The following is a 21,121-nucleotide window of genomic DNA, read 5'->3' on the forward strand; positions in this document are numbered from 1 at the left end:
CGGCGCCAGGGTTACGCGGCCGCGTCACGCACCATGTACACGTCCAGCAGGTCCTCGTTCTCCACGGCGAACCCGTGCCGCTCGTACAGCCGCCGGGCCGCGCTGCCCTGAAGCACCTGCAAGCGGACCGGTGAACCGTCACGGTCGCACCGCTCCAGCAGGTCGCGCAGTACGCCGGAACCGATGCCGGTGCCCTGGAGGTGCGGGGCGAGGTAGAAGTGCTCCAGCCAGCGGGAGTCCCCCTCCGGTCGCAGCGCCACACAGCCCGCGAACGTGCCGGCCATCTCGATCACCCAGGTGTGCGCCGGGTCGAACCGGTCGCGCAGCCGCTGCCGCACCCGGTGCTCGTCGTACCGCCCGAGCCTTTCCAGGTCCGCGCGCATCACGATCGCGCGCAGCTCTGCCGCCGCCTCCAGATCCGCGAGCGACGCTGTCCGTATGCTCCAGTCCGCCATGATCGCCACGCTACCGGGCATGGATGTCGCGCTGGTCAGCGGCCTTCCACACCCGAGAGCCCGCCGTCTCGGGCTACCCGGGCGGCTATGTCGGGCGCCGCGCCGCCGCGTCGGCCTCACGCGCCGCACGCTCGGCTTCCGTCAGGGCCCGGGCGGCCGCCTGATGTTGCTCCTCGGCTTGCCGGTGCTCGTGTTCGGCCCGCTCGAGTTCGTCGCGTGCCCGTCGGAGTTGTTGTTCCAGGGTCGACACCTCTCGGTGTACCTGGTCATGGCGGTCGCGCGCCCGGCGCCGCCGCTCGTCCGACTCCGCGTGCTCGGCGCGCTTCTCGCGCAGCTGCCGCTGGGCCGCGTCCGCCGCCCGCTCGGCCTCGTCGCGCTTGGCCTGGGCGAGCCGTTCGGCCTCTCGCTCCCGCTTGCGGCGCCGGTCGGCGAGTTCGTCCCTGGGCGGGGACTTCGGTGGGGTCTTCGGTGAGGGCTTCGGTGGGGTCTCGAACGGGATCTTGGACGGGGTTTTGGACGGGTTCTTCGGTGGGGGCGTCGCGGACGTACGTCTGGTCGGCGCGCGTGACGCGTCCGTCGGCCCGGGAAACGTCGAGGGCGGAGTGAGCGCCGACGCCAAGTGGCCCGTCGCCCACGCGTCCGCCGCCTCCTGGTCGGCGAGCACCGCGCGCAATGTGGTCTCCACGTCCTGCCGCGCCGCGTCCGACAAACGGTGGCCGGCGTCCTCGGCCAGTTCGGCGGCCTGTCCGCTGAGCGCCGAGACGACACTGCGGCGCTGCTCGTTGAGCTCCTTAATCCCGTCGGCGTCCAGGGCCTGGTAGGCCTCGCGCAGCGCCTGACCGAGCTCCAGGAACCGCTCGCTCTCCTCCGGGTGGGTGTGCCGCAGCAGGTTGGCCGCCCAAGCCGCGAGTGTGGGGCGGCGGGCGGCGCGGATCCGGCGCGCGGCCTCGGTGTCGCCCGCCGTCTTCGCCGTCGCCGCCAGCTCCTCACGGCGGGCCACGAACTCGGGGGGCGGCGTGACGTAGAGCTGGTCGAGAACCGTGTCCACGTCCTGGCCCGCGCCGCCGCGCCCGCCCTTGCGCTGCATGGCCCCAGCCTCCGTCGAACCGGGGCCCGGCGCACCTTGGAAGAGGGGAAACGAGAAGGCAGGCCTGGAAAAACAAGAAAGGCAAGGAGGTGTTTCCACTCCTTGCCACTCTTAACTTATAGCGCACTGGGGGGCTTGCCGCAAGGCCCCGGGGGTGGGGCAGAATCGCCCACCTGGCTCAGGAGCTGAGCCCGAAAAGGGGGATTCACGAAGTGCGTGTGTTGCTGTCGGTTCACTGCTCGCGCCGTCGTTCGGGGGGTCCGCGCGGTGGTCGCGGGCGCTCGGCACCGGGCCCCACGCGTGCGCCCTCGTTCGTCGCGACCGCGGCCTCGGATCGGAGCCGATGACATGACCAACCTGACCACCGGTGCCACGGCCGGCCTGACCGCCAGCGCCATGGCCGGCGCGACCACCAGCGCGTTCGACCTTCCCGAGCGCCGCTCGCTCAAGGCCGACCCGGCACTCATCGACGGCGACGAGCGGCACTTCGCCGCCATCGCGGAGAGCCTCGCGCAGTCGATCGCCGAGCTGTCCGACCGCCTCGAGGCCGCCCGCAGGGCGCCCGGCGGCATCGGCCGGGAGGCCATGGACCGGGACTCGGAGATCCACCGGCTGACCGGCCGGCTGCGCACCCTGCGCCGCTTCGGCCTGGATCTGTGCCTGGGGCACTTCGTGCGCGAGGGCGAGGCGGCGCCCGTGTACATCGGACGCCTCGGTCTGACCGACAGTACGGGCCGACGGCTGCTCGTCGACTGGCGCTCCCCCGCCGCGGAGCCGTTCTTCGCGGCGACCCACGCCAACCCGATGGGGCTGACGAGCCGCCGCAGGTACCGCTGGGCGCGCGGGCGCGTCAACGACTACTGGGACGAGGTGTTCACCGCCGAGGGGCTGGAGGGGCGCGCCGCGCTCGACGACCAGTCCGCGTTCATCGCCAGCCTGGGCGGCAACCGGTCGGCCCGGATGCGCGATGTGCTCTCCACCATCCAATCCGACCAGGACGCCATCATCCGGGCGGGATCCCGCGGCGCCCTCGTCGTCGACGGCGGTCCCGGTACGGGCAAGACCGTCGTCGCCCTGCACCGCACCGCCCATCTGCTCTACTCCGACCCGCGCCTGGGCCACCGCCGGGGCGGCGTGCTGTTCGTCGGACCGCACCGGCCCTATCTGGACTACGTCGCCGACGTGCTGCCCAGCCTCGGCGAGGAGGGCGTACAGACCTGCATCGTGCGGGACCTGGTCACCGAGGGAGCCTTGGCGACCGCCGAGCCCGACCCGGAGGTCGCCCGGCTCAAGTCGTCCGCCGACATGGTGCGCGCGATCGAGCCGGCCGTCGCCCTGTACGAGGAGCCGCCCACCGAGGGGATGACGGTCTCGACCCACTGGTCCGACGTCTGGCTGAGCGCCGGGGACTGGGCCGCCGCGTTCGCGGCCGTGGAACCCGGCACTCCGCACAACGAGGCCCGCGACCAGATCCGCGAGGAGCTGTTCACGATCCTGATGGACAAGCACGCGGACGAGTACGAGGACGACGAGGAGGTCCCGCCCCAGCTGCTGCGCCGGTCGCTGCTCCAGAACCGGGAGCTGATCGGCACCCTGAACCGCGCCTGGCCGATGCTGGAGGCCACCGACCTCGTCGGCGACCTCTGGTCGGTGCCCGCCTATCTGCGCACGTGCGCTCCCTGGCTCAGCGCCGACGAGGTCCGCACGCTCCAGCGCGCCGACGCCCAGGCCTGGACGGTGTCCGACCTGCCGCTGCTGGACGCCGCACGGCAGCGGCTCGGCGACGCCGAGGCCTCCGTACGCGACCGGCGGCGCGAGGAGGCCGCCGCCGCCGAGCGCGCGCGCCGCGCGGACGCCATGGCCGGCATGCTGCAGAACGTCGAGATCGACGAGAGCGAGGGCGCGCTGGGGATGCTCCACGGGCGGGACCTCCAGGACGCCCTGATCGACGAGAGCGCGCTGCCGGCCGCCGAACCGGATCTGCACGCCGGGCCGTTCGCCCACATCGTCGTGGACGAGGCCCAGGAGCTGACCGACGCCGAGTGGCAGATGCTGCTGGTGCGCTGTCCGTCTCGGAGCTTCACCATCGTGGGCGACCGCGCCCAGGCCCGGCACGGGTTCACCGAGTCGTGGCGGGAGCGGCTGGAGAGGATCGGGCTCGACCGGATCGAGGTGGCGTCCCTGGGCGTCAACTACCGTACGCCGGAAGAGGTCATGTCGGAGGCGGAGCCGGTCATCCGGGCCGCGCTGCCGGACGCCAACGTACCGGCCTCGATCCGCAGCAGCGGCATCCCCGTCCTCCACGGACCGGTGACGGAGCTGGACGCGGTCCTCGACGGCTGGCTCGCGGCCCACGACGAGGGGGTGGCCTGTGTCATCGGCGCTCCCCGTTTCCGGGAGACACCGCGCGTACGGTCGCTGACGCCGACCCTGTCGAAGGGGCTCGAGTTCGACCTGGTCGTCCTCGTCGACCCCGACACCTTCGGCGACGGCATCGAAGGAGCCGTCGACCGCTATGTGGCGATGACCCGCGCGACCCGGCAACTCGTCATCCTCACCAGCGCCTGAGACGCGACCGCTCCCGCCGTACGTTCCCGGTGCGGCGGGGGCGCTCGCGTCCAAGTCCACGTCCAGGCGCGCGTCCAGACCCCGTGAAAACCCTTCGCGTCCCCGTTCCCCGTCGTCGACCATGGCGGCATGAACGTCACCGCGCCCTCCGCCACCGGCGTCCGCGTCGACTGGGGACAGCTCCCCGAGCACGTCCGGCGTGCCATGGAGGCGCGGCTGGGCGCGCCGGTCGTCGACGCGGTGACCCAGCGCGGCGGGTTCTCGCCCGGAGCGGCCGCGCGGGTGCGGCTGGCGGACGGGCGGCGGGCTTTCGTGAAGGCGGTGAGCGCCGAGGCCAACCCCGGCAGCCCGCTGCTCCATCGCGCCGAGGCCCGTGCCGCCGCAACCCTGCCGCCGACCGTTCCCGCGCCACGGCTGCTGGCCGTCCACGAGGACGCGACCTGGGTGGCGCTCGCCTTCGAGGACGTCGACGGGCGCCAGCCCCAGGTGCCGTGGCGGGCGCACGAGCTGGCGCGCGTCCTGGACGCGATGGGCGAGCTCGCGCGCACCCCCGGGCCGGCGGATCTGCCGTCCGTCGTGGAGAGCGAGGGCGAGTCCTTCCGGGGGTGGGAGGAGCTCCTCGACCACGACTGCGGGCACTGCCGGGACCGGCTGGACCCCTGGGTGCGGCGGAACCTGGCCTCGCTCGCCGATCTCGCCGCGCCCTGGGGCGAGTCCGCCTCGGGCGACGCCCTCGCCCACGGCGACCCGCGCGCCGACAACATGCTGCTGACCCCTGACGGCCGCGTCCTCTTCGTCGACTGGCCCGCCGCCGTACGGGCCGCTCCCTGGTACGACCTGGTCCTGATCCTGCCCAGTGTGCGTGCCCAGGGTGGCCCCGACCCCGAGGAGGTCTTCACCGCGCACCCGGTGGGGCGGGACGCCGACCCCGACGGTGTGACCGCCACCCTCGCCGCGCTGACCGGCTACTTCGTACGCCAGTCGCTGCGCGCCGCGCCGCCCGGGCTGCCGACCCTGCGCCCCTTCCAGGCGGCGCTCGGCGTCACGGCCCTCGCCTGGCTCCGTACCCGCCTGGGCTCGCGGCTCCCGTAGCGCCCCCGCCGCGACCCGCCCTCGGCTCGTGACCAGGACTTTGAGGACTCCCGGGGCGTTCGAGCGGGACACGGAGCCCCGGACGTAGGCTGGAGCGCCGCCGCTTGATCGTCCATATATTCCAGTCGATCCCTTGTGTCGCACGAGGGTTGAGAGAGGGGACCCACCGATGGCAGGCGCTCACCCCGAGGGCACAGGAGCTTCCCAGACGTCCGGCACCGCGCAGGGCACGGAGGCCGGGCCCGCCCCGCAAGAGGTGACGGGCGAGTTACTCGAACTCTCCCTGGGCTACCTCTACTCCGCGGCCCTGCACACCGCCGCCCGCTTCAACATCGCCGACCAGCTGACGGACGGCCCGCTCGGCGCCGACGAACTCGCCAAGGCGACCGGTGCCGACGGCCCCCACCTCTACCGCCTGCTGCGCTTCCTCGCCACGAAGGGTGTCTTCCGCGAGGACGAAGAGGGCCGCTTCCACCTCACCCCGCTCGCCCAGCCGCTGCGCACGGACACCGAGCGCTCGCTGCGCGACTACATCATGGTGCGCGGCGAGCCGGTCTTCTGGCAGTCGGCGGCGCAGCTCCACGAGGCGGTGCGCACCGGCAGCACCGCCTTCGAGAACGTCTACGGCGTCCCCTTCTACGACCACGTCGCCGCCGACAAGGACCTCGGCAGGGCCTTCAACTCCAGCATGGCGGCGTTCTCCGAGACGCTCACCAACGACGTGGTCGAGGCCGTGGACTTCTCCACCTCGACGACCGCCGTCGACGTGGGCGGCGGGCGCGGCGGGCTGCTGCGCGCCATCCTGCGCCGCAACCCGCATCTGACGGGCACCCTGGTCGACCTGGAGAGCGTGGTGGCCGGGCACGTGCTGGACACCCCCGAGCTGGCCGGCCGCTGGAGCGCCGAGGCCGGGGACTTCTTCACCTCCGTGCCGTCCGGCGCCGACGTCTACCTCCTCAAGCACGTACTGGCCAGCTGGCCGGACGAGGAGTGCGTACGCATCCTGCGGACCTGCCGCGCGGCCATGCCCGCGCACGCCCGGCTGCTGGTCATCAACGCGATGATCCCGGCGGGCAACGAGCCGCACCCGGGCAAGACCATCGACGTGCTGATGATGACGGTCCTCAACGGGAAGGGCCGCACCCGCGCCGAGTACGAGGCGCTGCTCGCCACCGCGGGCTTCACGGTCACACGGGTGCTGGACCCCTCGCCGCACGCGTCGGTGATGGAAGCGGTCGTCGCGGGCTGAGGCTCCCCGCGCCCCGGGTGCACGTCAGGCTCTGAGGCCGGGGGTCGCTTCGGCGGCCCCCGGTCGCTCCCGTCGTGGCCGGGCCGCTCAGGGCTGGAGCCTGCTGATGTCCCAGCCGGTGTCGGTACGGTCGTAACGCAGCCGCTCGTGGAGGCGGTCGGTGCCGTCGGCCCAGAACTCCACGCACGCGGGGGCGAGGCGGTACGCGGTGAAGGTGGCGGGGCGCGGCAGCGGACGGTTCAGCTCCGCCAACTTCTGTGCGGAGGCCCGCAGTTCGGCCACCTCGGCGAGGGAGTCCATCGTCCGGCTCTGCCGGGAGGCGGTGGACATGGCGTGGGTGAAGACGGGCCGTGCGCACCACATCCGCTCGGCCTCGGTGTCGGGCAACGGCTCCACCGGCCCCGCCACGGTGATCTGCTGACTGGTCTCGCGCCAGTACAGGACGCCGGAGGCCCACGGGTTCGCCGCCAGCTCACGCCCCTTCTGGCTGCTGCTGTGGCTGAGGAAGACGAGGCCGCCGTCCGCCACCGAGGTGAGCACCACGATGCGCGAGGAGGTCCGGCCCCGCGCGTCGGCGGTGGCCAGGGCCAGTGCGCGCGGCTCCCGCACCCCTTGGGCGACGCTGTTCTCCAACCAGGCGGCCAGCAAGCCCATCGGCTCGGGCGGCGGCGCCAAGAACTCCGGGAAGGCCACCTCGATGCTGCCGGTCAGCGTCTCGGAACGACGCCCGCGATCACCGCTGTTGACGGTTCCGACAGGAGATCCATTGGTCTGGGGCAGCTCAGGCATGAAAAATCCTCTCGATTGTTTCGCCATGATGGCCTGCCGCCCCAGTGCCGTCGAGATCGCAAGTGCGCCCCTTCTGCGGCCACGAATGGCCGGTACCCGTGGGTTCTCCGAGACGGGCTGTCAGCGGGCGCTGCCGAGGTCGCGGTCGCCGTCGCCTCCCTTGAGCATCAGGGTGGTCTCCTCGATGCGGCAGAAGCGTCCGTCGGGCGCGAGGTCGGCGAACACGTACACCTCCATGCTCACCGTCGAGCCGTCCGTCTTGGTGATGTCGACGGTGTGCCGGTCGGCGTACTTGGCGCCGTCGTACAGCTCGTCGTGCACGGTGACCCGGCCGTCGGCGACGACGGTGCGAAGGTGGGTGATGTGCTGCACGAACTCGGCACGGTCGGCCCACTCCCCGTCCGTGCGCTGGCGGTAGTCCGGGGCGAAGTGGCGCTCGGTCGCCTGCTCGACCGTGAGGTCGCGGTTGAACAGCAGGTCGTCGAGAGCGGTGGCGATGCCGATGCGGTTCATGGGGTGGGTCCTTTCCACACGGAAGAGATGAACAGGAGAAGAGTGATGCGTGCGCCGCGCACGCTTCTGACCGAACCCTAACAGGAACGCGTGCGCCACGCACGCTATTCTTGGTGCGTGGACAACGAAGTGGGACACGAGATCGCGGAGGCGCTGGGCGTGCTGCTGCGGCGCACCACCCGTGCGCAGCTGCACCGGCAGCTCACCGAGGGCATGGGCGAGGGGGTGGACGAGGTGACCTATCCGGTGCTCAGCGCCCTGGCCCGGACAGGGCCGCGCAGCGCCGCCGAACTGGCTCCCGACGTCGGCATCGACCGCTCCGGCGTCACCCGCCGCGCCTCGCGGCTGGAGGCCGCGGGGCTCGTACGCCGCGAGGCGGACCCCGAGGACCGGCGGGCGCAGCTGCTCGTCCTCACCGAGCAGGGCCGGCACACGGTGGCGGAGCTGCGCGGGCGCCTGGCCGCCCACATCACGGCGAGCCTCGCTGACTGGCCCCCGGGCGAGGCCGAGGCGTTCGCCCGTCGACTGCGCCGCTTCACGGCCGAGGGACCCTTCGCCTGACAACGCCGACGGCCCACCAGCGGTTAACGCCCGCGGGTGGGCCGTGGCAGAGCAGGGGCGCAAGGAGCCCCGGGTGTCGCCGGGTTACGGTGCCATCTCGTACGCCCCGGAGAGCGCCTCCACCCGCTCCCACACCCGCGCCGAGCGGGCCTCGTCGACGACCGGGCGGCGGACCGCGCCGAGCGCCCAGCCCTGCTGCGCCTCCGTGGCGGAGTCCTTGCCGTGCAGCTCCACGGCGTGCGCGGAGAAGTCCCGTACGAGAACGGCGAACAGCTCGTCGAGCACGTCCTCGTCCAGGTCCGTCAGCCGCGCCTGCTCGAGGATCAGCTGGCCGTGGACGACGAGCGCGAACAGCTGGCCGACGGCGAGCAGCAGGTCGAGGTCGCGGCTCTGCTTCTCGTCGGGGGCGGCCGTCGTGACGAAGGCGCACAGCGCGTCGGCCTGCTCACGGAAGCGGGCGACGTTGGGCAGGGCCGCGTAGGCGTCGTAGGCCGCGCGCCAGTCGTGGAAGCGTACGGAGCCCAGGCCCCGGGCCGGGCCCTGGCGGAAGAGGAAGTCGTCGTCGGCCGCGTCCAGCCGGGTGGGCACGGCGGGGTAGTCCACCGGCTCCAGCAGGTGGTTGCGCATGAACTTGAGGATCAGCGCGAGGTTGACGTGGACCGTGCCCTCGAGCTTGGGAAGCCCCCGGATCTCGACGGCGGCGTTGGCGAAGTAGGTGTCCTTCTCGAAGCCCTTGGCCGCGATGACGTCCCACATCAGGTCGATGACCTTCTCGCCCTCGGTGGTCACCTTCATCTTCGTCATCGGGTTGAAGAGCAGGTAGCGGCGGTCGTCCGGCCCGGCGGTGCGGAAGTAGTCGACGGCGCGGTCGCTGAAGAGCTTCATCCCGACCAGGCGTACGTACGCGTCCGTCAGCTCGCGGCGCACGTGCGGGAAGGCGGTGACGGGGCGGCCGTAGAGGATGCGGTTCTGCGCGTGGGTGACGGCCTCGTACATCGCGTGCTCACAGATGCCGATCGAGGCGGTGCACAGGTTGAACTTGCCGACGTTGACCGTGTTCAGGGCGGCGTCGAAGGCGGCGCGGCCGGTGTGCAGGACGTCCTGCGGGCCGACCGGGTAGTCCTCGAGGCGGAACTCGCTCACGTACTTGGAGGAGTCCACCACGTTCTTGACCAGGTGGTACGCAGGGTGGCGGCTGTCGGCGGCGAAGAAGACGTACGCGTCGGGGCCCTCCATGTCGGTGCGCCGGCCGAAGACGGAGACGAGGCCCGCCGCGTTGCCGTTGCCGATGTAGTACTTGGAGCCGGTGGCCCGGAAGCCGCCGTCGCCGTCGGGCTCCAGGAGCATGTCGGTGGAGTAGATGTCGGCGCCGTGCGTCTTCTCGGACAGGCCGAACGCGAACACCTCGCCCTGGGCGAGCAGTTCGGCGGCGCGGGCACGGGCGGCGGCGTTGTCGCTCTGCCACACCGGGCCCAGGCCGAGGATGGTGACCTGCCAGGCGTACCAGTAGTCGAGGCCGTAGAACCCGAAGATCTCGTTGAGGGCGGCGATCCGGGCGGTGTCCCAGCGCTGGTCCTCGTTCGCGGCGTCGGCGGCCGGGGTGAGGAAGGTGGCGAACAGGCCTTCCTTGGCGGAGAAGGCCAGGAAGTCCGCGAGCCAGGCGCGGGAGCGGTAGTCCTCGATCAGCTTGCGCTTGCCGCGCTCCTCGAACCAGTCGACGGTGGCGCGCAGCAGCCTGCGGGTCTCGGGGTCGAAGTGCGCCGGGTCGTAGGTGCGCGGGTTGAACAGCAGGGCGTCGGCCATGGAGGTCCGCCTTTCGAGGAGGGGTCGGGGTCAGTGGTCGTGGGAGGTCGGTGCGCCGGCGGTCAGCCGGTGGAGGGTGGCGAGGACGTCGTCGAGCCAGGCGATCGTCATCCGCTCGTACGCGATGCCGCCCCGCAGCACGACGTGCTGGAGCTCCTGGCCGGTGTCGAGCGGGGCGGGGGCCTCGGGTCCGGTGAAGTCGCGCAGCTCCCCGGCGAGGTAGTGGGCGAGCCGGGCGCTGTGCACCCGGCGGTGCCGCTCGACCTCGCCGACCACCGCGGCCGGGTCGTCGAAGGCCGCGCCGCGGATCTTGACGGCGAGGTCGTGCCGCAGGCTCTCCGGTTCGATCGGCTCGTGCAGCCACTGGGCGAGGGCGGCGCGGCCGGGGGCGGCGACGGAGTACTCCTTCTTGTCCGGCCGGCCCTCCTGGGCCACCTCGCGGACGGCGAGCATGCCGTCGCCCTCCATGCGCTTGAGGACGCGGTAGATCTGCTGGTGCGTGGCCGTCCAGAAGTAGCCGATGGACCGCTCGAACCGCCGGGCCAGCTCATAGCCTGAGCCCGGCTTCTCCAGCAGGGAGACGAGGATCGCGTGTTCGAGCGCCATACCGCGATCCTTCTATGCAACTCGTTGCATAGCCAAGTCGCACCGCCCGAGTGAGACCCGGATCACGTGGGGCGGTGGGGCGCCGTCCGGACACCTGTGGGCCCGGCCCGGGGCGAACGCCCCCGGGCCGGGCCGGACACTGCTGCCGATCAGTTCAACGCGGCCGCGAGCATCCCGACCTCGTACGAGCCGCCCTTCTGCTGGATGGTCACCGCCAGCCGGTTGGCGGCGTTGATCAGCGCGGTCAGGGAGACCAGCGCGGCGATCTGCTCGTCGTCGTAGTGCTCGCGCACCCGCGCCCAGGTCTCGTCCGACACGCCGTCGTGGGCGTCGGCGAGCCGGGTGCCCTCCTCGGCGAAGGCCAGCGCGGCCCGCTCGGCCTCGGTGAACACCGTGGCCTTGCGCCAGGCCGCGACCAGATGGAGCCGCGCCGGGTCCTCGCCGGCGGCGGCCGCCTCCTTGGTGTGCACGTCCAGGCACCAGCCGCAGCCGTTGATCTGGCTGGCGCGCAGCGACACCAGCTCCTGCGTCGACGCGGGCAGCGACGACCGCTGAAGCAGCTGGCCGAGGCCGGCGAAACGCTTGGCGAACTTGGCGCCGAACTCGCTCTCGAACAGGGGGAAACGGGAATCCATCACTTCGTCCTCACTCGTGGTGTGGGGCAGTCGACGACCAGGAGATGCCGCCGACGCGCTCGCTGTGACGGGCCGCTGGTGTGACGAGGGCCACCGCGCCTGGATGTCACAGAGCGGCGGGCACCGGTGTCTTGTGCGCGTGGCAGCATCGAGAGCGGACAGGCGGGAGCAGCCGGTGAAGAGCGAGCGCGAGCGGACCGGGGACACGGCGGACGGGCGCACCGGGGACGGGCAGGCCGAGCGGGCCACCGAGGCGTTCGTCGCACACCGCAACCTGCTGTTCACCGTCGCCTACGAGATGCTCGGCTCGGCCGCCGACGCGGAGGACGTCCTCCAGGAGACCTGGCTGCGGTGGGCGGGCGTCGACCTCGCCGAGGTGCGCGAGCCGCGTGCGTATCTGGTCCGGATCACCACCCGCCAAGCGCTGATCCGGCTGCGCACACTGGGCCGCCGCAAGGAGTCCTACGTCGGCACCTGGCTGCCGGAACCGCTGCTCACCACGCCCGACGTGGCCGAGGACGTCGAACTGGCCGACAGCGTCTCGATGGCGATGATGCTGGTCCTGGAGACGCTCACGCCGACCGAGCGGGCGGTGTTCGTCCTGCGCGAGGTGTTCGACCTGGGGTACGGGGAGATCGCCGAGGCCGTCGACAAGAGCCCGGCGGCGGTCCGCCAGATCACCCACCGGGCACGCGCCCATGTCGCGGCGCGCCGGCCGCGCGGCACCGTCTCCCCGGCCGAGACCCGGCACGCGCTCGACGCGTTCCAGCGGGCCGCCGCGACCGGCGACCTCCAGGGCCTGCTCGACATCCTCGCGCCGGACGTCGTCTTCATGGGCGACGGCGGCGGAGTCAAGCAGGCGATCCCGCAGCCCGTCGTGGGGGCCGGGAAGGTGGCCCAGCTGCTGGCCGTGGGGCTCGGCCGGATCACCGCGTCCTCGCTGCGCCCGGCCCAGGTCAACGCCTATCCCGCGCTGATCCTGCGGATCGACGGCGAGGTCGACACGGTGGTGGCCGTGCGCGTCGACGACGGCCGCATCAGCGGGCTCTACTCCGTACGCAACCCCGCGAAGCTGTCGCACATGCGGCGGGAGACGACCCTGTGCCGCTGAGACGGGCCGGGCGCACCGACACGTAAGTCACCTCATACGAAGAGGAGTTGAGGTCTTCTGTCGATCCGCTCGGGGTGGCTACGCTCGGATCATGGCGCCTGTGGCCCCCGTATTCGTCAATGTCCGTGACTTCCAGGCCGTCCCCGGACCCGACGGCCGCGCGACCTGTTCGGACGCGTTCCAGAACGCCGTGGACGCCCTGGACAAGGACGCCGGCGGGATTGTCTTCGTCCCCGCCGACCCCCAGCCGTACGAGTTCCTGCGCTCCGTGCTGGTGGACAGCAACCGGGTCCGGGTCGTCGGCGAGGGCGGGCGCACCAGCGCCCTGCGGGCCATCGGGGCCACACCCCCGCTGACCTTCGGACTGCGGCGCGTCACCCACGGACGGCCGCTCAGCGACGGCCACTGGGCGGATCTGCGCGGCATGCTCGACGCCTCGGTCACCGACCAGCGGTGGGGCTGCCGCACCCGCGTCCCCTCGCCGGTGGCGGGCGGGCCGACCAGCGAGGCCACGGTGACGCTGCCCTGCTCGCCCTTCCAGTTCGGCCCGACGGACGGCGACTACTGGGCGGCCGTCCGTCAGTTCACGGTGGACCTCGTGGTCCGCAACGACGTCATGCCCTGGTCGGTGCAGCCACTGTTCGGCATGGTCGACGCGTTCCACCGGCCGTCCCCCTTCTACGCGTACGTCAACGCGCACGAGAACCCGCCCGCTGTCGTCTTCGCCTTCCGCACGGCGGACGGGCTGCACCGCGAGATCCGCATCCCCTTCGACCCGGCGCAGCCCGTGCTGCGCTGCTCCTTCCAACTCGACCTGGACGCCCGGACCGTGACCGCCTGGACGAACCTGCGGCAGGCGACCCAGCGGGTCCAGGTCCAGCCGGACCTCTCCTTGATCAACGACGGCTGGACCCCTCGGGAGCCCGGCCGGGAGCTGGCGTTCACCCCCAACTGGTACGCCCCGTTCCGGCTCGCCGCGATCGGACCGAACTCGTCCGGCCGGGCGGGGCTGCCCGGGAGCGAGAACGACCCGGTCGACCTCACCTTCGGCGCGCTGCGGTTCTCCGACGTCCTGCGCTACAAGGTCCTGGCTCAGGGGCAGGAGCAGGAGGACGCCAACGGCAAGGTGGACGACCGGCGCTGCCTCACCGTGGAGAGCCGTGTCTTCGGCGCCCTCACGATGCGGGAGCCGGTGCACAAGAGCGCCTCGGGCGTGCCCGACCTCCAGGTGCTGTGGGAAGGGGACGTGGGCGTGTTCGGGCGCGGCTTCTTCGTCCCGGACGACCTGCACGAGTACGTCGAGGGCAACGGCTGCGAGAAGCTGAACGTGCGGGGATTCTCCTTCGCGCCCAAGGCGGTGCACTACGGCCAGGCCATCGGTCTGGGGCTCCTCTACAACTTCTCGATGGACGACGTGGTGGTGGAGTTCGGCGCACAGGGGCTGAGCTCGCACCACTTCGGGGTGAGCTATCCGGTGTCGCTGCGCTCCTGCCGCTTCGAGCACCAGACGGACTGCGCCATCTACAGCTTCGGGCAGTACACCACCGCCACCGACCTGGCCCTCGCCTACTACGGCCGCTCCGCCTTCAAGGGCCTGCGCTCGCGGGTGGCCTACCGCGATGTGCCCTGCACGGACTCCGCCGTGTGCGAATCCGTGGTGAAGCTGTTCCAGACCGAAGCGGTGCTCGACAACTGGATGATCGACTTCGAGGGCTTCCACTCCGATCTGCCGCGCGACAGCTACATCTGGGCGAGCCTCGCGGACGACATCGGAGGCCCGACCCAGCTGGTCGTCCGCGACTGCGTCGGCAGCGCCGGAGGCGAGCGCACGGTGGCGATCCGGCTGGTGGGCAGCGAGCGGGGAGCCCTCGCGGACGTGCACAAGGGCGTCGGCTGGTGCAAGGTCGAGCGGTCGTTCAACCATCACGCCGACCCTCGTATGCCGGCCCTCATCGCGGTGGACGGCCCGCTCTGGCAGGGCCTGTACGAAGGCCTGCCGCCGACGGGCATGGCCCTGGCCGTCAACACGGCCACGCCCGGCGCCTCCGCCCGAATCGGTGTCGGTACGGTGCCGCCGCCGGTCTCGGCGCCGCCGCTCGCGCCCTCGCCGTACGACCCGGTGCCGAGCCTGCCCGGCCTCATCGGCTACTACCGCGCCGACGCCCTGCGCAGCGCCGACGGCAACCCGCTGCGGGACGGCGGCGCCGTCACCGAACTCACCGACCTGAGCCCGGCCCACCACCACGGCGTCCCCACCGGCAGCCCGGCCCTGTTCCAGACCGACGCCGTGGGCGGCCTGCCGGCCCTGCGCTTCACCGGCGGCCACTACGACTTCCCCAACCTCCAGGGCACCAGCGGCGCCGCCACCTGGTTCTTCGTCGCCAAGCGCCTCCCCACCTTCGACTCCGCCCCCGGCCGCCCGGGCTCGCTGCGCAGCAACGGGCAGGGCTGGCAGCTGGACTATCTGCTGATGTCACGCACCGCCGAGTCCGACACCGAGTGGGCGGTGTACGCCGTCCGCTCCACGGCGGGCGCGGCCCGCAGGCTCCAGACGTACACCAACGGATACCCGTACGAGCTGCGCAGGGACGACCGGGTCCGCACGGTGGGCTGGTCGGCGCCCGTCCTCGGGTACCGCCCCGACCACGGCCACATGTTCCAGGGCCTGGTGGCCACCGCGATCCTCTGCGACACGGCCCTGACCGACCAGCAGATCGCCGACACCTGCCGCTATCTGCTCAACCGCTACCAGATCCCGCTGTGACCCGGGGGCCGGCGGACACCGCGCCCCCGGCCGCAATCGGCGAGCGGCGGCGCCCGGGAAATCGGTAGTCTCCCCCCATGCCCACCACCACCCCGGTTCGCGTTCGCTTCGCTCCGTCCCCGACAGGCATGTTCCACGTCGGCGGGGCCCGGTCCGCTCTCTACAACTGGGCGGTCGCGCGACAGTCCGGCGGCACGTTCGTCCTGCGCATCGAGGACACCGACACCGCGCGGAACAGGCCCGAGTGGACCGAGGGGATCATCGACGCCCTCGCCGCGATCGGCATCCGCGAGTCCGACCCCGCCTTCGAGGGCCCGTACTTCCAGTCGCACAACGCCGACCGCCACCGCGAGGCGGCACAGCGGCTGTACGCGGCCGGGCGGGCCTACTACTGCGACTGCACCCGGGAACAGGTCCAGGAGCGCACCGGGTCGCAGCAGCTCGGCTACGACGGGTTCTGTAGGGAGCGCGCCCTGGAGTGCGCCGAGGGACGGGCGCTGCGGTTCCGTACGCCCGACGAGGGCGCGACCGTCGTCGTGGACCTGGTCCGGGGCGAGCCCGCCTTCCCCAACTCCGCCATCGAGGACTTCGTCATCGCCCGCGGCGACGGCTCGCCGGTCTTCCTGCTCGCCAACGTGGTGGACGATCTGGCCGAGGGGATCACCCAGGTCATCCGGGGCGAGGAGCACCTCTCCAACACCCCGAAACAGCAGTTGCTGTGGGAGGCGCTGGGGGCGACGCCGCCGGTCTGGGCGCATCTGCCCGTCATCGTCAACGACAAGCGCCAGAAGCTCTCCAAGCGGCGCGACAAGGTCGCCCTGGAGGACTACCTCGCCGAGGGCTATCTGCCGAAGGCCATGGTCAACTATCTGATGCTGCTGGGCTGGGGCCCCGGTGGCGATATGGAGATCCGTCCGCAGGAGGAGCTGGAGCGGCTCTTCCGGCTCAAGGACGTCAACGGCTCCTCCGCGTTCTTCGACGTCAAGAAGCTGTCCGCGTTCAACGGCGTGTACGTCCGCGATCTCTCGGTCGACGCCTTCATCGAGGCGTGCGCTCCCTGGCTGACCGCGCCGTACGCGACCTGGGCGCCCGGGGCGTTCGACGCCGACGCCTTCGCGGCCGTGGCGCCCCTGGCCCAGACGCGCCTCACCGTGCTCGGCGAGATCACCAAGTACGTCGACTGGCTCTTCCTCGACGAGCCGGCCGACGACGAGGCGTCGTGGGCGAAGGCGATGAAGCCGGGCGCCGAAGCCATCCTGAAGGACACCCGGGACCGGTGTGCCACGGCGCCGTGGGACGCCGGGGCGCTGAAGGCCGCCCTGGAGGAGGTGGCCGCGGCCCACGGTCTCAAACTGGGCAAGGCGCAGGCTCCGGTCCGCGTCGCGGTGACCGGCAGGACGGTGGGCCTCCCGCTCTTCGAGTCCCTGGAGGTCCTCGGCCGCGAGCGGACACTGATCCGTCTGGACGCTGCGCTGCGCAAGCTCGCCGACCGGGCTACACCGGCGCGATCAGCCACTGCTGGCTGAGGTCGCCGGTGTCGGTCTGTTCGACGATCTTCGCCCCGTCGGTGGTCGCGTTGCCGGCCACGCCGAGTACCTTGCCGGTGCTGACGCTGACGAACTTGGCGTAACCGCCGTCGGTGGGCACCTGGCGCCAGCGCTGGTTGGGGCCTCCGTGGGCGGGCCACTGGATGATCGGGGTGCCGTCGGCGGACGCGTTGCCCTGGACGTCGACGAGCTGGCCGGAGTTCACGTTGGTCAGCGTGCAGGTGCCGTCGGGGGCCGTGGTGTGGCGCCACTGCTGGTTGGCGCCGCCGTTGCGGGTCCACTGGTTCAGCTGCGCACCGGACGTGGTGGACCAGCCCGGCACGTCGAGGACTTTGCCGCTGCGCCGGTTGGTGAGGAGGCAGGGGGGTCCGTGAGGGCCGCCCGGAACGGGATGGGCTGCGGGCGCAGTTGGTGCAGGTCCAGGACGAGGATCTCGTTCTGGCCGACGGTGAGCCACGGGGCGGGGCAGTACAGGCGCTGCTGGGGGCCGATCGCCCAGTAGCGGCCGAGGTTGCGGCCGTTGACCCACACCACGCCCTTGGTCCAGCCGGACATGTCGAGGTAGGTGTCGCCGGTCGCGTCCAGATCGACCGTCGCGCGGAAGAAGATGCCCGCGCGACCGGGGTCGCTGATGCCGGGGCGCAGCGCCGCGACATACGCCTCGTCGACCGGCAGTGCGTGGGTCCGCCAGTCGCTGACCGTGCCGTTCAGCGGGCCCGCGCCCGAGAGGGAGACCTGCTGGGTGATGCCCTTGCGGTCGACCAGGCCGTGCCCGAAGTTCGTCCGGCCCATGCCCTCGACCAGGATGTCCAGGGTGGGTGCCGAGCCCGCCGGACCCAGCGTCAGCCGCGATCCCGTCGTCACCTTCAGCGGTGTCGCGTACGCGGAGGGGACCGCCGGGCGGGAGATGCCTCCTTGGTAGACACCGTCGAGGAACACCGTGGCGTAGTCGTGGACCGAGGTGACCTCCAGGGTGGCGCCCGCGTACCCGGAGAGGGGCTTGCGATAGAGCATGAACCCCGCGTTCTGCCCGTAGTTCTCCATGGGCTGGGGTGTGACGGTCTGCTCGGCCGGCAGCGGGGCGGGCAGGTTGTCCCACAGCGAGGCGTAGGCACTCGGGACCGGGGCGTCGCCTCCGGTGCGGGTGAGCGTGGGCACGGGGTCGGGGACCGGCGGCAGGGAGACACCCGGATAGCCGCCGATGAGGGAGCGGTACGCGGTGTACCGGGGTGCGGGCCGCCCCTGCTCGGTGATCGGCGCCCCGTAGTCGTAGGTGGTGATGTCGGCCGTGTATCCGCTGCCGTCGTCGTTCGCGTTGGCACCGGCCCAGTAGCCGAAGTTGGTGCCGCCGTGGACCACGTACACGTTGAACGACTGCCCGGCGTCCATCAGCTCCCGCAGCGCCCCGGAGAGGTCGGTGTCCTGCCCGGCGAAGGCGCTCTCGCCCCAGTGGGTGAGCCAGCCGGGATAGAGCTCCCCCGACATCGCCGGGACCCGTGGGTAGGCGCTGCGGCAGGCGCGGATGTCCGAGGAGGTGCCGCCGCTGAGGCCGATCGCCCCGCCGGTGACGTTGGTGTGGTTCGCCACGACCTGGCCGAGCCCGTCCTGGGTGTAGAAGGGCCCCTCCACCCCTGCTGTGAGCCAGAGTTGGCGCAACTGCTCCAGATAGGTGGCGTCACTGCCGTACGAGCCGTACTCGTTCTCGATCTGCACCATGAGGATCGGTCCGCCGTTGGCGGCCATCAGCGGCCGCACCACCGGGGCGATCGTGTTCACGTAGCGGGTCACGGCGGCCATGTAGTCGGGGTCCTGCCGCGCGTTCACCCGCAGCCGCACCGACGGCTTCCTGAGGAGGTACGAGGGCAGTCCGCCCAGGTCCCACTCCCCGCACACGTACGGGCCCGGGCGCAGCAGCACGTACATGCCCTCCTGCGCGCACAGCCGGACGAACGCGGCGAAGTCGCGCCGGTCGGTGGTGAGGTCGAAGACGCCGGGCCGCTCTTCGAGGTAGTTCCACATCACATAGAGGGCGATGGTGTTGAGCCCCATGGCCTTGGCCATCCGGATGCGGTGGCGCCAGTACTGCACGGGGATGCGGGCGGGGTGCATCTCGCCGCTGCGGATCTGGAGGACCTTGCCGTCGAGGAGGAACTGGGAGCCGTCGGCGGAGAAGCCGAAGGTGTGACCGGCGGCGAGGGCGCGCACACCGGAGGCGGCCATCGCGGCGGCCGGGCTCAGGGCGGCGGCGACCAGCAGGGTGCGTCGGTGCATACGAACTCCCCAGGGGCGACGGGCGTGCTGGGCAAAGGTGCGGGAGTTGCCGGTGCGGTGCGCGGTCGTGAGGCGAGCGGTGGCACGTGAGGCGAGCGCGGTGACATCCGACTCCGTGGCGCACTGCGCCGCACCCTAATGAGCCGATCAAGAAGCGTCAAGAGTGAACGTAATCAAACAAGTTGACTCAGACGGGCACGTCTCCGCACTTCGCGACACCGTGCCCCGCGATCACCTCCCTTTGTCTGCACGGTGATTGAAGGTGCTTCAAACTGCGCGCTACGATGCATCATCGCTCACGCCATGGCAGCACGTTCCCTTCTCACCACCGAGGAGCACCCCGTGCCACGCCCCACGCGTTCCCCCCGCAGACGCAACCCCCTGACCGCACTGGCGGCCGCCCTGCTCTGCCTGCCGCTCGCCACGGCGACCGGCGCCCACGCCTCCTCCGCGCCACCCCCGGCCCCCGCCCCGGCGACGGCCCCGGGCCTGGCTCCCACGCCGCCGATGGGCTGGAACGACTGGGCCCACTACCAGTGCGGCGTCACCGAGCGGACCGTCACCGCCAACGCCGACGCCCTGGTCTCCTCCGGTCTGGCCGCCAAGGGCTACACCACGGTGACCGTGGACGACTGCTGGACGACCAAGACCCGGGACGCCGACGGCAACCTCGTCGCCGACCCCGTGAAGTTCCCGCACGGCATGGCCTGGCTCGGCTCCTATCTGCACGCCCGCGGGCTCCGCTTCGGGATCTACGAGGACGCGGGCTCGTACACCTGCGGCGGCTATCCCGGCAGCGGCCGCCCCCAGGGCGGCGGCGCCGACCACTTCGCCCAGGACGCCGCCGCGTTCGCCTCCTGGGGTGTGGACTACCTCAAGCTCGACGGCTGCAATGTGTACGTGGCCCCGGGCCAGACGCAGGAGCAGGCCTACCGGCAGGCGTACGACGCGCAGGCGGCGGCGCTGCGGGGCTCGGGCCGCGACATCGTGTTCTCCGAGTCGGCGCCCGCGTACTTCCAGAGCGGCGAGTGGGGCAACCCCACCTGGTTCGACGTGCTGTCCTGGGTCGGTTCGGACGGCCAGCTCTGGCGCGAGGGCTGGGACATCGCCACCTACGACCCCGCCCGGCCGACCGCGAGCCGCTGGTCCAGCGTGCTCGCCAACTACGGCTACAACCGCTGGATCGGCCGCTACGCCGCACCGGGCAACTGGAACGACCCCGACTTCCTCATCGCGGGCGCGGGCGGGCTCACCGAAGACGAGTCGCGCAGCCAGGTCGCCCTGTGGTCGATGATGGCCGCGCCGCTGATCCTCTCCTCGGACGTCTCGGCGCTCACCCCGGCGGCCAGGTCCGCGCTCGGCAACACCGAGCTCATCAAGGTGGACCAGGACAGCCTCGGCCGCCAGGCGGGCGTGGTGTCCACCGACGGCGGCACCGACGTGCTCGCCCGGCCGCTCGCCGGCGGGGACCGCGCCGTCGCCGTGCTCAACCGGGGTGCGACCGCCCGTACGCTCACCACCGCGCTCGCCGACGTCGGCCTGCCGGGCTGCACGGTGGCCGCGAAGGACCTGTGGACCGGTGCCACCTCGTCCGTCAGCGGTGGTCTGACCGCGACCGTCCCCGCGCACGGCACCGCGATCTGGCGCCTCACGCCGGGCAGCGGCTGCGGGCCCGCCGTCCCCGCCGGCCAGCTCACCGGCAACGGCGCCAAGTGCGCGGACGTCACCGGCAGCGGCACCGCCGACGGCACCCAGGTGATCCTCTACACCTGCACCGGCAACCCCAACCAGCGCTGGACCCAGAACGCCGACCGCACCGTACGCTCGCTCGGCAAGTGCCTCACCGCGAGCGGCACCACCGCCGCAAGCCCCGTCACCCTGTCCACCTGCCGGGGCGCCACGGCCCAGCAGTGGACGGCCGACCGCGACGGCACCCTGCGCAACGCGGCGAGCGCCCTGTGCCTCGACGTGTACGGAGGCGGTACCGCCGACGCGACCAAGCTGGACACCTGGACATGCGGCCACTTCCAGGCCAACCAGGTCTGGGCGCTGCCCAACTGACCGGCCGGG

Annotated in this window: 17 protein-coding genes; 8 read left to right on the forward strand and 9 right to left on the reverse strand. The window is 72.0% G+C overall.

The genetic code is table 11. The features are described from left to right. Window positions 1-11 precede the first annotated feature (11 nt). Window positions 12-455 carry a GNAT family N-acetyltransferase gene (locus tag ABD236_RS08090; protein ID WP_344071774.1) on the reverse strand — a complete coding sequence of 148 codons (444 nt, stop codon included), beginning with the start codon at window positions 453-455 and terminating at the stop codon, window positions 12-14. An 85-nt stretch (window positions 456-540) separates the two neighbouring features. After that, window positions 541-1,542, reverse strand: coding sequence for a hypothetical protein (locus tag ABD236_RS08095; RefSeq protein WP_344071776.1), 1,002 nt, complete (start codon window positions 1,540-1,542; stop codon window positions 541-543). Between the two features lie 396 nt (window positions 1,543-1,938). Between ABD236_RS08095 and helR the strand changes: the two genes are divergently transcribed. The 3 genes from helR (at window position 1,939) to ABD236_RS08110 (ending at window position 6,451) form a co-directional block, all read left to right on the forward strand. Then, window positions 1,939-4,110, forward strand: coding sequence for an RNA polymerase recycling motor ATPase HelR (helR, locus tag ABD236_RS08100; RefSeq protein ID WP_344072253.1), 2,172 nt, complete (start codon window positions 1,939-1,941; stop codon window positions 4,108-4,110). A 129-nt stretch (window positions 4,111-4,239) separates the two neighbouring features. Continuing rightward, a complete protein-coding gene (locus ABD236_RS08105) occupies window positions 4,240-5,202 on the forward strand; it encodes a phosphotransferase family protein (protein WP_344071778.1) in 963 nt (320 codons plus the stop codon). 169 nt (window positions 5,203-5,371) lie between these two features. Beyond that, a complete protein-coding gene (locus ABD236_RS08110; RefSeq protein WP_344071780.1) occupies window positions 5,372-6,451 on the forward strand; it encodes a methyltransferase in 1,080 nt (359 codons plus the stop codon). 87 nt (window positions 6,452-6,538) lie between these two features. Here ABD236_RS08110 and phzG read toward each other — a convergent pair whose 3' ends face one another. Then, window positions 6,539-7,240: a phenazine biosynthesis FMN-dependent oxidase PhzG gene (gene phzG, locus ABD236_RS08115; RefSeq protein ID WP_344071783.1), complete on the reverse strand. Its 702-nt coding sequence runs from the start codon at window positions 7,238-7,240 to the stop codon at window positions 6,539-6,541. Window positions 7,241-7,360: 120 nt separating this feature from the next. Continuing rightward, window positions 7,361-7,753 (reverse strand): nuclear transport factor 2 family protein, encoded by a 393-nt coding sequence (locus tag ABD236_RS08120; RefSeq protein WP_344071785.1) that lies wholly within the window; start codon window positions 7,751-7,753, stop codon window positions 7,361-7,363. A gap of 117 nt (window positions 7,754-7,870) precedes the next feature. Here ABD236_RS08120 and ABD236_RS08125 point away from each other — a divergent pair, with 117 nt between their 5' ends. Next, window positions 7,871-8,314, forward strand: a complete 444-nt coding sequence (locus tag ABD236_RS08125) for a MarR family winged helix-turn-helix transcriptional regulator (protein WP_344071787.1) — start codon at window positions 7,871-7,873, stop codon at window positions 8,312-8,314. An 84-nt stretch (window positions 8,315-8,398) separates the two neighbouring features. Here ABD236_RS08125 and ABD236_RS08130 read toward each other — a convergent pair whose 3' ends face one another. The 3 genes from ABD236_RS08130 to ABD236_RS08140 form a co-directional block, all read right to left on the reverse strand. Further along, on the reverse strand, window positions 8,399-10,117 hold the full coding sequence (locus ABD236_RS08130; protein ID WP_344071789.1) for an acyl-CoA dehydrogenase family protein: 1,719 nt from the start codon (window positions 10,115-10,117) through the stop codon (window positions 8,399-8,401). A gap of 30 nt (window positions 10,118-10,147) precedes the next feature. Beyond that, complete coding sequence (locus ABD236_RS08135) at window positions 10,148-10,723, reverse strand: PadR family transcriptional regulator (protein WP_344071791.1); 576 nt, start codon at window positions 10,721-10,723, stop codon at window positions 10,148-10,150. Between the two features lie 149 nt (window positions 10,724-10,872). Then, window positions 10,873-11,358 carry a carboxymuconolactone decarboxylase family protein gene (locus tag ABD236_RS08140; protein WP_344071793.1) on the reverse strand — a complete coding sequence of 162 codons (486 nt, stop codon included), beginning with the start codon at window positions 11,356-11,358 and terminating at the stop codon, window positions 10,873-10,875. A 133-nt stretch (window positions 11,359-11,491) separates the two neighbouring features. Here ABD236_RS08140 and ABD236_RS08145 point away from each other — a divergent pair, with 133 nt between their 5' ends. The 3 genes from ABD236_RS08145 to gltX all read left to right on the forward strand — a co-directional run bounded on the left by ABD236_RS08145 (window position 11,492) and on the right by gltX (window position 16,759). Next, window positions 11,492-12,469: an RNA polymerase sigma-70 factor gene (locus ABD236_RS08145; protein ID WP_344071795.1), complete on the forward strand. Its 978-nt coding sequence runs from the start codon at window positions 11,492-11,494 to the stop codon at window positions 12,467-12,469. A 91-nt stretch (window positions 12,470-12,560) separates the two neighbouring features. Further along, window positions 12,561-15,233, forward strand: a complete 2,673-nt coding sequence (locus ABD236_RS08150) for a hypothetical protein (protein WP_344071797.1) — start codon at window positions 12,561-12,563, stop codon at window positions 15,231-15,233. Window positions 15,234-15,361: 128 nt separating this feature from the next. After that, window positions 15,362-16,759: a glutamate--tRNA ligase gene (gene gltX / locus ABD236_RS08155; RefSeq protein WP_344072255.1), complete on the forward strand. Its 1,398-nt coding sequence runs from the start codon at window positions 15,362-15,364 to the stop codon at window positions 16,757-16,759. Here the strand turns inward: gltX and ABD236_RS08160 are convergent. Further along, the gene (locus tag ABD236_RS08160) at window positions 16,728-17,102 is read right to left on the reverse strand and encodes an RICIN domain-containing protein (RefSeq protein ID WP_344071799.1); all 375 of its coding nucleotides are present in this window, start codon (window positions 17,100-17,102) and stop codon (window positions 16,728-16,730) included. The genes gltX and ABD236_RS08160 overlap by 32 nt on opposite strands. After that, entirely contained in the window at window positions 17,066-19,051 is a 1,986-nt protein-coding gene (locus ABD236_RS08165) for a beta-galactosidase (protein WP_344071801.1), read from the reverse strand. The genes ABD236_RS08160 and ABD236_RS08165 overlap by 37 nt, the downstream gene beginning before the upstream one ends. 303 nt (window positions 19,052-19,354) lie before the next feature. Here ABD236_RS08165 and ABD236_RS08170 point away from each other — a divergent pair, with 303 nt between their 5' ends. Continuing rightward, entirely contained in the window at window positions 19,355-21,112 is a 1,758-nt protein-coding gene (locus ABD236_RS08170; RefSeq protein WP_344071803.1) for a ricin-type beta-trefoil lectin domain protein, read from the forward strand. Window positions 21,113-21,121: the final 9 nt, after the last annotated feature.

Source organism: Streptomyces crystallinus, assembly GCF_039521265.1.
GTDB lineage: Bacteria > Actinomycetota > Actinomycetes > Streptomycetales > Streptomycetaceae > Streptomyces > Streptomyces crystallinus.

What these genes read in the sequence shown, in the direction of transcription:
- ABD236_RS08090 (WP_344071774.1), bottom strand. Translation starts at nt 455, where the DNA reads ATGGCGGACTGGAGCATACGGACAGCGTCGCTCGCGGATCTGGAGGCG.
- ABD236_RS08095 (WP_344071776.1), bottom strand. Translation starts at nt 1,542, where the DNA reads ATGCAGCGCAAGGGCGGGCGCGGCGGCGCGGGCCAGGACGTGGACACG.
- helR (WP_344072253.1), top strand. Translation starts at nt 1,939, where the DNA reads ATGGCCGGCGCGACCACCAGCGCGTTCGACCTTCCCGAGCGCCGCTCG.
- ABD236_RS08105 (WP_344071778.1), top strand. Translation starts at nt 4,240, where the DNA reads ATGAACGTCACCGCGCCCTCCGCCACCGGCGTCCGCGTCGACTGGGGA.
- ABD236_RS08110 (WP_344071780.1), top strand. Translation starts at nt 5,372, where the DNA reads ATGGCAGGCGCTCACCCCGAGGGCACAGGAGCTTCCCAGACGTCCGGC.
- phzG (WP_344071783.1), bottom strand. Translation starts at nt 7,240, where the DNA reads ATGCCTGAGCTGCCCCAGACCAATGGATCTCCTGTCGGAACCGTCAAC.
- ABD236_RS08120 (WP_344071785.1), bottom strand. Translation starts at nt 7,753, where the DNA reads ATGAACCGCATCGGCATCGCCACCGCTCTCGACGACCTGCTGTTCAAC.
- ABD236_RS08130 (WP_344071789.1), bottom strand. Translation starts at nt 10,117, where the DNA reads ATGGCCGACGCCCTGCTGTTCAACCCGCGCACCTACGACCCGGCGCAC.
- ABD236_RS08135 (WP_344071791.1), bottom strand. Translation starts at nt 10,723, where the DNA reads ATGGCGCTCGAACACGCGATCCTCGTCTCCCTGCTGGAGAAGCCGGGC.
- ABD236_RS08140 (WP_344071793.1), bottom strand. Translation starts at nt 11,358, where the DNA reads ATGGATTCCCGTTTCCCCCTGTTCGAGAGCGAGTTCGGCGCCAAGTTC.
- ABD236_RS08150 (WP_344071797.1), top strand. Translation starts at nt 12,561, where the DNA reads ATGGCGCCTGTGGCCCCCGTATTCGTCAATGTCCGTGACTTCCAGGCC.
- gltX (WP_344072255.1), top strand. Translation starts at nt 15,362, where the DNA reads ATGTTCCACGTCGGCGGGGCCCGGTCCGCTCTCTACAACTGGGCGGTC.
- ABD236_RS08165 (WP_344071801.1), bottom strand. Translation starts at nt 19,051, where the DNA reads ATGCACCGACGCACCCTGCTGGTCGCCGCCGCCCTGAGCCCGGCCGCC.
- ABD236_RS08170 (WP_344071803.1), top strand. Translation starts at nt 19,355, where the DNA reads ATGGCAGCACGTTCCCTTCTCACCACCGAGGAGCACCCCGTGCCACGC.